This window comes from Streptomyces sp. NBC_01808, assembly GCF_035917395.1.
Taxonomy (GTDB): domain Bacteria; phylum Actinomycetota; class Actinomycetes; order Streptomycetales; family Streptomycetaceae; genus Streptomyces.
Map to the genome: position 1 here is coordinate 4,105,647 of NZ_CP109072.1, position 13,324 is coordinate 4,118,970.

Genomic DNA, 13,324 nt, shown 5'->3' on the forward strand with positions numbered 1-13,324 from the left:
CGGCTCGGCGGTGGGGTAATCTCTGTGCAGCGCGCGGCTATAGCTCAGTCGGTTAGAGCGCATCCCTGATAAGGATGAGGCCCCAGGTTCAAGTCCTGGTAGCCGCACCGGAAATGGCGAAGGGCGCCTTCTCGTGACGAGGAGGCGCCCTTCGCCTTTGTCATGCAGTTGAACTCATGCGGCTACGGACCCGGAGACCGGCCGGGTCTGCTTGCCCGGGCGGGGGAGGAAGGGGACCAGGAGCATCGAGGCGGCGGTGATGATGCCGGCGGCCAGGAAGGCGCGGGCGTAGCCGTCCTCGGGGGCGCCGTGGCCCGCGGAGGCGACCGCGCCGAGGATCGCCAGGCCCAGCACCGCGCCGATCTGGCGCGAGGTGTTGACGAGGCCCGAGACGCCGCCGGCGTCCCGCTCGCCGACGCCGGAGGTGGAGACGTCGGTGAGCAGCGCCAGCAGGACGGCCTGGCCCGCGGCCATCGGGAGGGCCGGGCCGAGGATCGCGGAGACGAAGGTGCCGTCCGCGTCCATCGCCGCCGCCTGCCACAGGAACCCGGCGCCCGTGAGCAGTCCGCCGACCACCGTCATCGTGCGGCTGCCGAAGCGGGCCGAGAGCCGGGGCGCGAGCTGGGAGGCGATGATGAGCGCGGCGGTGTGCGGGAGGAAGGCCAGGCCGGTGCGGATGGCGCTGTAGCCGAGGACGGTCTGCATGTAGAGGGTGAGGAAGTACCAGAGGGCGAAGGCGCCGACCATGCTGACGAGCGTGACGACGTTGCCGACGGCCACCACGCGGATGCGGAACAGCCGCAGCGGCATCAGCGGCTGCGCGGAGCGCGCCTCCACGGCGACGAAGCCCGCCAGCGCCGCGAGCCCGGCCAGCAGCGGCAGCAGCGCGGAGCCCGAGGTCCAGCCCGCCGACTCGGTCTCGGTGATGCCGTACGCCACGGCGCCGACGCCGCCGGTGACGAGCACGGCGCCGGGGAGGTCGAGGGCGGGGCGGTCGGCGTCGCGGTGCTGCTCGCGCAGCCAGACGAGGACGACGGCGCCCACGGCGACGCCGATCGGCACGTTGATCAGCAGCACCCAGCGCCAGGACGCCAGGTCCGTGAGCGCGCCGCCGATGAGCCCGCCGGTGGCGCCGCCGGCGGCGCCGACCGCCGTCCAGGCGGCGATGGCCCGGGTACGGGCGGCGCCCTCGGGAAGCGCCCGGGTCAGCAGGGAGAGGGTGACGGGCGCGAGGAACGCGGCACCGACGCCCTGGGCGGCGCGGGCGGTGATGAGCACGGCGTCGCCCTGCGCAAGCCCGCCGGCGAGGCTGGCGACGGCGAAGAGGGCGAGTCCCGCGAGGTAGACGCGCTTGGGGCCGAAGAGGTCGGAGAGCCGGCCGCCGAGCAGCAGGAAGCCGGCGAAGGTGAGGGCGTAGCCGTTGACGACCCACTGCAGCGCGCTGCCGCTGAGGGCGAGGTCGTCGCGCATGCTGGGCAGGGCGACGTTGACGACGGAGACGTCGAGGACGACGAGGAACTGGCCGATGTACGAGGCGAGCAGCACCGGCCAGAGCCGGGACGGGGACGCGGTGCCCGCCGGTGCGGCGGCGGGGGCCCGGGACCGGGGGCCCGCGGTCGGATCGGTCGTCTTCGTCAGGGCCGCCGGGTCCGCGGCGTCGGTCGTGTCGGTGGCGTCGGGCGTGGTCATGAAGGTCATCGTGCGCGGTGGACGGGCGCGTACGGATCGGGCGCCGGATGGAACCGGGGCGGGGACTTAGGTCCTAGTGCCACGGTCCCGAGCCCGGCTCCGGTGTCGTTTGCGCTGTGTATCATCGGGCTTCGTAGTCGAATGTCTCTGGAAGGACGAGGTAGCGCGGTGAAGAAGCTGTTCCTGATCGCATTGGCCGCTCTGGGCGGGCTTCTCGTGTACCGCCAGATCCAGGCGGATCGCGCCGAGCAAGACCTGTGGACGGAGGCCACCGACTCGGTGCCCTCCTCTTCGGGCGTCTGAGACGCGAGAGTTCCGAGTAGGGCCGCCCCGTTCCGGCGGGCCCTGGGCCCCGGCCCCGCCGCTCGCGCGGCGGTGCGGCTGGGGCCTCGGCATGACCGGAGCGCTGTTGCACGACCGTGACGCACGCCCCCTGTTATTTGCTACTGCACACGTTTTACGGTGCATGAGCACATGGCAGAGAACGAGGGGGACATGTCATGGAACGACCCTTGCGCGGCCGCCCGAGACGGCCCGCGTACGCCGGCGTTGCCGCGGCGCTCGCCGCCGCGCTGACCGCGGGACCGCTCTCCGCGGCGACCGCCGCACCCGCCGCGCCGGGAACGCCCGGCGCACCCGCCGCGCCTGCCGCACCCGCTGAGCCCGCGCCGACCGGCGGCGGCCTGGTGATGGTGCTGGACTCCTCCGGCTCCATGGCCGACGACGACGGCTCCGGCGCCACCCGGATCGAGTCCGCCCGCGCGGCCGTCGGCACCGTCGTCGACGCCCTGCCCGACGGCTACCCGACCGGCCTGCGCGTCTACGGCGCCGACCGCGCCGGCGGCTGTACCGACACCCGCCTCGCCGTGCCCGTCGAGGAGCTGGACCGGGGCCGCATCAAGGGCGCCGTAGCAGATGTGAAGCCGAAGGGCGATACCCCCATCGGCTACGCGCTCCAGCAGGCCGCCCGGGACCTCCCCGAGCGCCCGCCCGGCGCCCTCGGCCACCGCTCCATCCTCCTCGTCTCGGACGGCGAGGACACCTGCGGCACCCCCGACCCCTGCGAGGTCGCGGCGCAACTCGGCGAGACCGGCGGCGCCTTCGGCGCCCTGCGCATCGACACGGTCGGCTTCCAGGTCGGCGGCAAGGCCCGCGACGAGCTGAAGTGCATCGCGGAGAAGGGGCACGGCGCGTACTACGACGCCCCCGACGCCGATGCGCTCGCCCGCCAGCTCCAGCGCGCCGCCCGCCTGTCCGCCGACGGCTACCGCTTCCGCGGCGACCCGGTCGAGGGCGGCCCCGGCCGCGGCGGCGCCGCGGACGTCCGGCCCGGCCAGTACCTCGACAGCATCGGCGCGGGCGAGACCAAGTGGTACGCCGCCGAGCTGGACGCCGCCTCCGCCGCCGACTTCGGCGTCACCGCCGTGCCGCAGCCGGGGGTGCCCGTCGCGTACGGCGACGGCATCGAGCTGGAGCTGCACGCCGCCGACGGCAACGGCACCCGGTGCGACGCCAGGGACGGCCACTTCGAGCAGGACGAGGGCGCGCAGCCGCTGACCGACGCGGTCAGCCGTATCCCCAGCGCCGAGGGCGGCGGGCCCTGCGACGCCGCCGGCCGCTATCTGCTCAGCGTCCACCGCACCAGCGCCGCCGGTTCCGACCGGGCCCGCTGGCCGCTGGAGCTGGTCGTCGGCCGGGAGGAGCCGCTGCGCGCCGGCGTCACGCCCGCGCAGTCCGAGACCGACTACGGCCAGGCCGGCGACAAGGGCGCAGAACTGCCCACCGCGGATCCCGAGGACATCACCGGCGGTACGGGCTTCAACGACGCGAAGGCGATCGGCCCCGGCGTCTGGCGCGACGAACTGCTGCCCGCGCAGACGCGCTTCTACAAGGTCGGTGTCGGCTGGGGCCAGCAGCTCCGCTACCGCGCCGAGTTCGCCAACGAGCCCACGCTCGACGGCGCCGCCGGGGTCTCCAGCTTCGCCGCCACCGACCTCTACTCGCCCGGCCGTGCCGTCGTCGGCGAAGGACCGTTCAGCAGCAGCCGGAGCTACTACGGTGAGCCCGTCGCCGCCGACCTCGGTACGGTGCCGGTCAGTTGGACGAACCGCTACGAGACCGCCACCGAGGTCGTGCCCGTGCGCCGCGGCGGCGAGTACTACCTGTCGGTCTCGCTGGGGCCCGACGCCGCGCGGTTCGCGCAGAACACGGCCATCGGCGTCGTGCTGCGCGTCGACGTGCTGGGCGAGGAGAAGTCGGGGCCGCAGCACGGGGCACCGGCCGTCGCCGGCGACGGGAGCGGCGGCGCGAACGGCGAGGGCGGCGAGGACGGCGGGAAGGATGCGCGGGCGGGGGCGGACGAGGAATCATCGGACTCCGTCCTGCCGCTCGCCGGCGGGATCGCGGGTGGCGTGCTGCTCGCCGGCACGGGGGCCGCGTTCGTGATCGTACGGAACCGGAAGCGGCGGCCGGTGGGCGAAGCGCCCGCGGGAGCAGCGGCAGGCAACGGCGTAAGGGGTGGATGGTGAGGACGCGAACGATGGCGGGGCCGGCCGTGGCGCTGGCGGTGGCCGCGCTGGCGGCGCAGGCCGCGCTCCCGGCGGCGGCTCCGGCCGCTTCGGCGGCTTCGGCGGCTTCTGCGGCTTCTGTGGCTTCGGCCGCGGCGGCGGCCGGCCGGCCGGGCGCGGCGCCGGTGAACTCGCCCGTCGACGCGGACGCGTACCGGACGGCGAAGGACGCCGAGCCCGTCGAGGGCGCCGCGAGCAGCACCGGCGGCGAGAAGGTGGAGGCCGGCAAGACCTACACCGACTCCCTTGCCCCCGGCGACAAGCTGTACTACAGCGTCACGCTCGACGCGAAGTCCAACGCCTGGATATCCGCCGTGGCCGCGCCGAAGCCGGGTACCAAGGTCGCGTACGGCGACGGCATCGAGCTGGAGCTGGAGAGCAAGGGCGGCGACCGGTGCAGCAGCTCCGACGTCGACTTCGCCGCCGACGGCGCGGCCCGGCCGATCGCCAACTACGTCTGGCGCGCGGCCCAGCCCCATGGCACCTGCCAGGAGGCCGGCGTCTACAACCTCATCGTCACCCGCGTCAGCGACGCGACCTCCAGCCCGGCGGAGTGGCCGCTGGAGCTGCGCTTCATGGCGGAGCCGCCGCTGGCGAAGGCCGGGTCGACGACCCCGCCCGACCCGCAGTCGATCCCCACGCAGGCCCCGCCGCCGCCGACCGGCAAGGCCGAGCCGCGCAAGGGCGGCACCGGGTTCAACGACGCGGTCGGCATCGACCACGGCGTGTGGACGGACAAGATCCGGCCGGGCGCCACGCACTTCTACCGGGTGCCGCTCGACTGGGGCCAGCAGCTCTTCCTGCAGACCGAGTTCGGCACGACGCGGGTGAGCGACGAGACGGCGTTCGCCTCGAACGGGGTGCGCGTCGACTTCTACAACCCCGCCCGCGGGTTCATCGCCAACGAGAACGAGACGTACTTCGGCGACGACCCCGCGGCGATCCCCGCCGTGGCCCCGCCGGTGGCGTACGAGAACCGCTACGCGGTCTACAGCGGTGAACTCGGCAACGTCGGCTTCGCGGGCTGGTACTACATCGCCGTCAGCGTGTCCGAGGAGGTCGGGGAGTTCGCGGACGGGCCGGTGCCGGTGGAGCTGCGTACGACCATCAAGGGCGAGCCCGAGGAGGGCCCGGCGTACGACGGGGACGCGGCGGCGGCCGGGTTCGCGGTGACCGACGACGACCGCGACACGGCGGCGAAGGGCACGGCGGCGGGCGAGGAGAGCGACGGCGACGGTGCCGGGAAGAAGATCCTGGCGGTCGCCGGGATCGGCGCGGGCGTGCTGCTGCTGGCGGGCCTGGGGCTGTGGACGCTGCTGGCGCGGCGCCGGGCGGTGCCGGGCGCGGGGCCGCAGGCGGCGGGCGAGGACACGCAGACGGCGCCCGGGGCGTACGGGAGCGGGGCCGGCGGCCCGGCGTACGGCGAGCGGCCGTACGGGGACGGGCACCCGCCGCTGCCGCCGCAGCAGAACTGGCGGCAGTAGGAGGGAAGCCGGGCGCCCGGCGGGGGCGTGGGTGCGGACGCGGGCGTACGGGCGTCAGCCCGAGGCCAGCGCCCAGAGGCCGGCCGCCATCAGCAGCACCGCGAGGACCACGACCGGGATCGCCACCTTCGCCGGCGGTCCCGGTCGCCGTTGCGGCACCGCGGCGCCGGGCCGCGGCTGCGGCGGCTGGGACTGCGGCTGCGGCGCGGCCGTGGTGTACGGGGCGGTGGGCGTCGGCGGTTGCGACGCGGCCGGTGGCGCGATGCCGTAGCTGGTCTCCTCGGCCGGGTCGCCCGCCCCTGGCCGCCCCGCCGCGGGCGGGTGCGCGGTACCGGGCCCCGCCGGGCCCGGCTCGGGCGCGGCGGCCGCGGGCGGGGGTGCGTATCCGGTGCCGCCCGGCGCGTACGCGGGCCCCGCCGGGCCCGCTGCGTCACCGGCCGGCCCCGTACCCGTACCGGGACCGAGACCGGCACCGAGACCGGCACCGGCACCGGCGCCGAGTCCCGTACCGGATCCGGCACCGAGTCCCGGACCCGGCCCCGGCCCCGGCGCGGCCTCCGCCGCCCGTTCCTCCGACCGCTCGGGACCTCGCGGCCCGAACCCCACCGGCAGCGGCCCGAGCTGGTCGAAGACCTCCACCGGCTCCTCCGCCGGATCCAGCTCCGGCAGCAGCTCCGCCGCCTCCGCCAGCGCCTTCCGCGTACCCGTCGCGGTGCGGAACCGCATCTCCGGATCCGGCTGCAGCAGGCTCGCGAGCACCTGCCACAGCGGCTCCGGCACCTCCTTCGGGGCCGTCGGCACGCCGTTCTTCAGATACAGCTCCACCAGCGCCTGGCTGTCCGGACGCTCCCCGGTCAGCAGGTACAGCGCCAGCAGACCCACCGCGAACAGGTCCGCGGGGAAGTCTGGCTCCGCGCCCAGCATCTGCTCGGGCGCGAAGTAACCGGGCGTCCCGACGACGAAGTTGGTGTCGGTCAGCCGCGGCTCGCCCTTGCGCATGGAGATGCCGAAGTCGGAGAGGCGGAGGTGCGGCCGGCCGGTGCCGGTCGCCTCCAGCAGCACGTTCGCCGGTTTGATGTCGCGGTGCACGACGTTCTCGCCGTGCACCGCGGCCAGGCCGGCGAGCAGTTGGTCGAGCAGCAGGCAGACGAACCGCGGCGGGAGCGGTCCGTAGTCGCCGATCAGATGGGCCAGTGAGCCGCCGCCCACCAGGTCCATCGTGAACAGCACCTTGTCGTCGTCGGCCGCCCAACTGGCGGGTGCCAGCACGTGCGGGTGGTCGATGCGCACCGCCTGCTCGCGGACGAAGCGCAGCAGCGTGTGCGCGTCGCTCTGCTGCAGCACCTTGGCCGCCACATAGCGCCGTCGCCGGTGATCCCAGGCGCGCCAGACCGCGCCCACCCCGCCCCGGCCGATCGGATCGATCAGCTCGTACCGCCCAGCGAAGACCTCACCCATGCTGCTGCGCCCGCCCCTTGTACGGCTTCGTTAGTAATTCATCCGGTTATGACTGATGTGCTTCGTAATGTGCTACGGCATCGGCGGTGCGCCCGGCGCCGTACACCCGGAGGAACTCTGCCAGCTCCGGCTGCGTCGGCGCGAGCCGGTCCGCCGCGTCGATGATGTCGCCGGCGGCGGCCACCGAGCGCAGCAGGGACTGGATCTCCCGTACGACGCGGCGCACCGTCGTCGATCCGGTCGACGACTGCGTCTGCGCCGTCCCGAGCACCGCGCCTCCCGCGCTCTTGCGGATCCCCTCCATCCGTTCCGCCGCCTCCGCCGCGGAAACGCTGCCGCTCGACACCTCGGCGGCCAACTCCTGCAACGCCTGTACGCGCTGTACCACCGACGGATTGCCGATCTTCGCCCGCTGCCCGCTCATGAGCTGCGACAGCATCGGCGCCGAGATACCGAGCACGGCGGCCAGCCGCGCCTGGTTCAGGCCGAGATCGTCGATCAGCCGCCGGAACAGCACGCCCAGCGGTTCGCCATACCAGCTTCGCTGTAGTTCCCGTGCGCGTTCGCTGGTGTCCTGCCGTGGAGCTCCCATGCCGTGCGGCCTCCCCAGATGTCCCCGAGTCCAGATTCGCGCTTGCGAACTGCATCCTACGGAGCGGGACCGCCCCCAGACAGACCTCGGGGAGGTGAGATAACCGGGACGCGTTCTTCCACGTCCGCGACGGTCTACGCGTGCCACTCCGGGCACCCGCCGGGGCGCTCAGGACAGCTCGGGCGGCGGGGTGCGCTCCTCGTCGACGCGGTCCACGCGCTCCAGCTCGCCCCAGACGACGTAGCGGTGCCGCGAGGTGTACATCGGGGTGCACGTGGTGAGCGTGATGTACCGTCCCGGCTTCGTCTTCCCGGACTCCTCCGGGATCTTGTCCAGCACGGCGGTGTTGTACTTCGACGTCTCGGAGAGCACGGCGTACGTCTTGTAGACGTACCAGCGGTCCTTCGTCTCGAAGACGATCGGGTCGCCCTCCTCGATGCGGTGGATGTCGTGGAACTTCGCGCCGTGCCCGTCGCGGTGGGCGGCGAGCGTGAAGTTGCCGCGGCGGTCCCAGGGCATGGCCGACTTCTTCGGCTCGGTGTAGTAGCCGGCGACGCCCTTGTTCAGGTCGTCGGTCGCCGTGCCCTTGCGGACGAGGATGTTCTCCTCCATCGCGGGCACGTGCAGGAAGCCGATGCCGCCCTTGAGGTCGCCGATGTCCACGGGGCGGGGCTTGCCGTCGTCCGGGGTGTTCTCCCAGGAGTCGCGGAGGTCGTCGGTCATGCGGCCGGCTTCGCGGTTGGCCTGGACGTTGGTCCAGTACAGGGAGTAGACGACGAAGAGGGCCATGAGGACGCCGACGGTGATCAGCACCTCGCCGAAGAGGCTGAAGGCCCCGGCGAGGAGGCCGCGGCGGGGGCGGGGGCGGGGCGGGGCCGCTCCTTCTGCCGCAGCCGTTGCCCCTTCGTCCCGTACGGGCTCGGCGGCTTCTCCCGCTCCGGCCTTCGCCCCTTCTTCGGCTACGGGCTCCGCCGTCTTCTCCCCGGCCGCTTCTTCTCCGGGCTCCTCCGGCTCCTGGGCTTTCGGCGCAGCCTCTTCCGCGGCCTCCGCTGCGGGTCTGCTCTCCCGCTCACCGTCCGTCGCTGCCACCGCTTCCCCGTCCGTTCCGTCCCGCCGGCCTCCGGCCGCCCGTACCGCTCAGTCCATGAGCGCGTCGGGCTTGCCCTCGCTGCGCGGACGCTCCTCGATCATCTTGCCCCAGACAATAAGCCGATATTTGGACGTGTACTCAGGCGTGCAGGTCGTTAGTGTGACGTAGCGGCCCGGCTCGGTGAATCCGGACCCCTCGGGCACCGGGTCGATGACATCGGTGTTCGACGGCGAAGTCGACGGGAGCGTGCTGGCCACCTCGTAGATGTAGTAGGTGTCCTTGGTCTCGACGATGATCTCCTCGCCCTTCTCCAGCCGGTTGATGTACCGGAAGGGCTCGCCGTGGGTGTTGCGGTGCCCGGCGACCGCGAAGTTCCCCTTCTCGTCCCACGGCATCGCGGTCTTGAGGTCGCCCTCCGAGTAGTGGCCGAGGAGGCCGCGGTCCAGGACCTTCTGCTTGTCGATGCCCTGCGCCACCGGCCGGTTCACGTCCAGCGACGGGATGTGCATGATCGCGAAGCCCTCGCCGGCCTCGAACGCCCCCGGGTCGCGGGCGTCCTCCTTGCCCGCGCCGTCGCCGCGCTCCCACTGCTCCTCCAGTTGCTTGGCCTCCTGCCGGGACTCGCGGTCGGCGAGGACGTTGGTCCACCAGAGCTGGTACACGACGAAGAGGAGCATCAGCACGCCCAGGGTGATGAACGCCTCGCCGGTGATGCGGCTGATCAGCACGGTGCGCTGCTGCTTGGCGGCGCGCGCGGCCTTGCGGGCGGACATGCGGGTGCCCAGCGCGCGGGCGACGTTCAGGGACATCGTCTGAACGGTGCGGTCCTCGCGGTCGCCGCGTCCTCCGCGGCCGTCGTCGGCTATGCCGCGGCGGCGGGCGGCGGGGGCGGTGCCCCAGGTAAGGCGCTGGTCGCTGCTCGCGGGCTGGTCGGGGGTACGGGCGGCGGGTGCCGGAGTCGGCGCCTGCACCTGGGTCGGTGCCTGCACCTGGGTCGGTGCCTGCACCTGGGTCTGTGGCTGGGTCTGTGGCTGGGCATGGGCATGGGGCTGGGCTGCCTGGGCCTGCGCCGGGTCGGCTGGGGCGGGGCCGCCGGCGTGCGCCGCGGCGGAGAGGTCGCCCCAGGGGGAGGGGTCGCGGTGGCCCGAGGGGGCGGTGCCGGCGGCTACGTCTGCGGCGGCGGCGCTCGCCGGGGGGCCGCCTCCGGCGTGCCGGCCGTGGGCGGGCGCGGTGTACGGCTGCTGCTGCTCCTCGACCGCGGGCCGCCCGGCGTGGCGGCGTGGGGCGGGCTTGGCCTGGGCGGCGGGCGGGTCCAGCGGATCGGTGAGGGGGTCGCCGGTCCTGGCCCGGCGGCGGCCGGTGGGGGGTGCCGGGTCGAGGGGGTCGGTCAGCGGGTCGCCGGTCGCCGCGGGGTAGGAGGCGCCGAGGGGGTCGGCGGGGGCCTGGTCGTAGCCGAGGAGCTGCGGGTCGTACGCCGCCGGGCCCTGCGGGTCGTACGCGGAGGTGCTCTGCCCGTACGCGGCCGCCTGCGGCGCCTCCGCGTACGGCGACGGGTGCCCCGCGTCGTACGACGACATCGGGTACTGCGCCGCGGTCCCCTCCTGCGGCACGATCGCCGTCTCGTCGGCCGGCGCATCGGTGCGCGCGGCGTACGCCGGGGACGCGTGGGCGCCGGGGGCGGCGCTGTCGTCCGGGTGGTGGGCGTGCGGGGTGGGCGCGTAGCCGCCGGGGTGGTGGCCGTCGTGGGGCGGCGGATCGTTTCGCGGGGTGCCCTGCGCGGGGTCCGCAGGGGGCGCGTAGTCGGCGGGGACGGCGTTCGGGTCGCGGCTGTCCGGCGTGGTGTGCGGGCGGAACCAGCGGGAGACCGCCGAGGTCGGCGACTCGGGCCGCTCCAGCGGCCGCGGCCGCGGTCCTTCCGCGGCCACGGGCTCCTGCCGCGGCACGTGCGGCTGCGGGTAGGCGGACTGCGGATGCTGGGGCTGCGCGTGCCGGCCCTGCGGGTACTGCTCCTGCGTGAAAGGACCCTGCCCCTGCGGCGGCTGTGCGCCCTGCTCCGGCCGCGACCCCGCGTCGGCGCTGCGCGGCGGCGGCAGGGGGTCGCCGCGGAGCGGGTTGCGGTGGGCGTACTCCGGCAGGTGGCCCTGTTCCAGCGGATCCTGTCCGCCCCCCCCGGCGCCGTAGCCTCCGGGCCTCTGGCCCCGGCCGCCCTGCCCCGGTTCGTACGTCCCGGAGCCGCCCCCGGCGCCCGCGCCGTAACCGGCGGGCCCCGGCCCCGTAGCACCACCGGCACCACCCGGGCCGCCGCCTCCGGGTCCCGGACGCCCGCCCGCTCCCGACGTGTCCCGGCGCGGCAGCGGCGGCCGGCCGCCGGACTGCGGGTCGGTGAGCGGGTCCGCGGCGTCGCCCGCCGGCGGGCCGGGGGCGCTTGGGTCGTGGAAGCCGCGGTAACGCGCTTCGCGCCCCGGCTCGCGCTCCTCCGCGCGCCCCGGTGCGTTGCCGTCCGGCCGGGTGCCGGTCACCCCGCGGTCCCGGCCGCCCCGCCGCCCGCAGGCGCCAGCCCGCCCGCAGGTGCCAAGTCAGGTGCCGGGCCCGGCGCCGAGCCCGTCGCCAGACCGCCCGTCACCGGCGCCAGCCCCGCCGACCGCTCGACGGCACCGCCGTCGCCGCACTCGACCAGCCAGTTCGCCAGCATGCGGTGCCCCCACTCCGTCAGCACCGACTCCGGGTGGAACTGCACGCCCTCCACCGGCAGATCGCGGTGGCGGAGCCCCATCACCAGGCCGCTGTCCGTCTCCGCCGTGACCGCCAGCTCGTCGGGCAGCGACTCCCGCTCGACGGCCAGCGAGTGGTACCTCGTTGCGGTGAACGGCGACGGCAGCCCCGCGAACACTCCCGCGCCGCCGTGCGTCACCGGCGAGGTCTTGCCGTGCAGCAACTCCGGCGCCCGGCCGACCACACCGCCGTACGCGACGGCCATCGACTGCAGCCCGAGGCAGACCCCGAACACCGGCAGCCCCCGCTCCGCGCAGTGCCGCACCATGTCGACGCACACCCCCGCCTGCTCCGGGGTCCCGGGACCGGGGGACAGCAACACGCCGTCGAAGCCGTCGTCGGCGTGCTGGGGCGTCACCTCGTCGTTGCGCAGCACCTCGCACGAGGCGTCGAGCTGGCACAGGTACTGGACCAGGTTGAAGACGAAGCTGTCGTAGTTGTCCACGACCAGAATGCGCGCGCTCATCGCCGGGCGGCTCCCTCGTCGACGGTGACGTCGTTGAACGGCAGCAGCGGCTCGGCCCAGGGGAACACGTACTGGAAGAGGAGGAAGACGATGCCGAGGACGAGGATGAGCGAGATCAGCGCCCGTACCAGCGCGTTGCCCGGCAGATGCCGCCAGATCCAGCCGTACATGCGTCCCTCTTCGCCGTTCTTCGCCGTTGTCCTTGCGTTGCCTTGCGCTGCCTTCGCGTGGCCGTCCGCGGCCCGCGCGCGGCCTTGCGCCGCTGCCGAATTCGTCCGTACGAGTCACCAGACTAACGACCCGTGCCCCGCGAAGCGGCGGGCTTCGCCCGCGCCACCGGCCGGGGGGACGTGGGAGTGGTCACTCCACGGGGCGGGCGTGGTGCAGGTCGACGGTGCCGGAGTAGCCGGGCAGCGTCACCGAATCGTGCCGGTCGACCTCGTAGCCGAGGCCGTACGCCTCGACGTAGCGCAGATAGTTCTGCACCGCGGGCTCCGCGTCCAGGGCGGCCTGGAGATCCTGCCGGTCGCCGACCGCGGTGATCTTGTACGGGGGTGAGTACACCCGGCCCTGGAGGATCAGGGTGTTGCCGACGCAGCGCACCGCGCTGGTGGAGATCAGCCGCTGGTCCATGACCCGGATGCCCTCCGCGCCGCCCGCCCACAGGGCGTTGACGACGGCCTGGAGATCCTGCTGGTGCACGACGAGGGTGTCCGGCGTGGGGTCGGGTACGCCGGGGATGAGCGCGGTGGCGTCCGGCGGGGCGTCGGTGAGCGTCACGGTGAGCCCGGCGCCGTCGACCTCGGTGGCCCCGGCCGCCCGCTCGGCCTCCCGGAGCTCCTTGCCGGGGGCGGTGCCGGCGCCGTGGTCGCGCTCGGCGAGGGAGTCGACGTCCTCGCGGAGGGAGGCGTTGCCGCCGTCGAGGCGCTGGTTGGCGCGGTCGCGCTCGTAGATGAGGTCGGTGAGCCGGAGCATGGAGTCGTCGGTGCGCAGGTTGGTGCCCTGCGCGGTGTTGAAGCTGGTCCAGAAGATCAGCCCGGCGAGGGCGAAGGCGGCGAAGGTGAACAGCCGTGCGGGCCTGATACGGAGCCGCTGTGCGGAATTGGTCACCGTACCCTTGTCTCCTTACCCCCGGTGGAAGGACTACGCTAACGGACACGCCCGGGGAAGGAGCCGCCCCGCGGCTCGGGGCCTACCCGACAGGCC

The 13,324-nt window shown here is 74.3% G+C and carries 11 protein-coding genes and 1 tRNA gene; 4 read left to right on the forward strand and 8 right to left on the reverse strand.

Annotated elements, in window-relative coordinates; all coding sequences use genetic code 11:
- The first annotated feature begins 33 nt into the window (after nucleotides 1-33).
- Nucleotides 34-107 (forward strand) — tRNA-Ile (locus OG946_RS17835).
- A 67-nt stretch (nucleotides 108-174) separates the two neighbouring features.
- Here OG946_RS17835 and OG946_RS17840 read toward each other — a convergent pair.
- Nucleotides 175-1,689 (reverse strand): MFS transporter, encoded by a 1,515-nt coding sequence (locus tag OG946_RS17840; RefSeq protein WP_326797065.1) that lies wholly within the window; start codon nucleotides 1,687-1,689, stop codon nucleotides 175-177.
- A 168-nt stretch (nucleotides 1,690-1,857) separates the two neighbouring features.
- Here OG946_RS17840 and OG946_RS17845 point away from each other — a divergent pair, with 168 nt between their 5' ends.
- The 3 genes from OG946_RS17845 to OG946_RS17855 all read left to right on the forward strand — a co-directional run bounded on the left by OG946_RS17845 (nucleotide 1,858) and on the right by OG946_RS17855 (nucleotide 5,740).
- Nucleotides 1,858-1,992 (forward strand): DLW-39 family protein, encoded by a 135-nt coding sequence (locus OG946_RS17845; RefSeq protein ID WP_018838829.1) that lies wholly within the window; start codon nucleotides 1,858-1,860, stop codon nucleotides 1,990-1,992.
- A 197-nt stretch (nucleotides 1,993-2,189) separates the two neighbouring features.
- Nucleotides 2,190-4,217, forward strand: a complete 2,028-nt coding sequence (locus tag OG946_RS17850; protein ID WP_326797066.1) for a vWA domain-containing protein — start codon at nucleotides 2,190-2,192, stop codon at nucleotides 4,215-4,217.
- Between the two features lie 11 nt (nucleotides 4,218-4,228).
- A complete protein-coding gene (locus tag OG946_RS17855) occupies nucleotides 4,229-5,740 on the forward strand; it encodes a hypothetical protein (protein WP_326797067.1) in 1,512 nt (503 codons plus the stop codon).
- Between the two features lie 54 nt (nucleotides 5,741-5,794).
- Here OG946_RS17855 and OG946_RS17860 read toward each other — a convergent pair whose 3' ends face one another.
- The 7 genes from OG946_RS17860 to OG946_RS17890 form a co-directional block, all read right to left on the reverse strand.
- Nucleotides 5,795-7,198 carry a serine/threonine-protein kinase gene (locus OG946_RS17860; protein WP_326797068.1) on the reverse strand — a complete coding sequence of 468 codons (1,404 nt, stop codon included), beginning with the start codon at nucleotides 7,196-7,198 and terminating at the stop codon, nucleotides 5,795-5,797.
- Between the two features lie 46 nt (nucleotides 7,199-7,244).
- The gene (locus tag OG946_RS17865) at nucleotides 7,245-7,790 is read right to left on the reverse strand and encodes a DNA-binding protein (RefSeq protein WP_326797069.1); all 546 of its coding nucleotides are present in this window, start codon (nucleotides 7,788-7,790) and stop codon (nucleotides 7,245-7,247) included.
- A gap of 168 nt (nucleotides 7,791-7,958) precedes the next feature.
- Entirely contained in the window at nucleotides 7,959-8,879 is a 921-nt protein-coding gene (locus OG946_RS17870) for a class E sortase (protein ID WP_326797070.1), read from the reverse strand.
- A gap of 48 nt (nucleotides 8,880-8,927) precedes the next feature.
- On the reverse strand, nucleotides 8,928-10,271 hold the full coding sequence (locus OG946_RS36135; RefSeq protein WP_442814629.1) for a class E sortase: 1,344 nt from the start codon (nucleotides 10,269-10,271) through the stop codon (nucleotides 8,928-8,930).
- Nucleotides 10,272-11,395: 1,124 nt separating this feature from the next.
- On the reverse strand, nucleotides 11,396-12,118 hold the full coding sequence (locus OG946_RS17880; RefSeq protein WP_326797072.1) for an aminodeoxychorismate/anthranilate synthase component II: 723 nt from the start codon (nucleotides 12,116-12,118) through the stop codon (nucleotides 11,396-11,398).
- Nucleotides 12,115-12,288: a hypothetical protein gene (locus OG946_RS17885; RefSeq protein WP_027774183.1), complete on the reverse strand. Its 174-nt coding sequence runs from the start codon at nucleotides 12,286-12,288 to the stop codon at nucleotides 12,115-12,117. The genes OG946_RS17880 and OG946_RS17885 overlap by 4 nt, the downstream gene beginning before the upstream one ends.
- Nucleotides 12,289-12,478: 190 nt before the next feature.
- Nucleotides 12,479-13,228, reverse strand: coding sequence for a DUF881 domain-containing protein (locus tag OG946_RS17890; RefSeq protein ID WP_326797073.1), 750 nt, complete (start codon nucleotides 13,226-13,228; stop codon nucleotides 12,479-12,481).
- Between the last annotated feature and the right edge of the window lie 96 nt (nucleotides 13,229-13,324).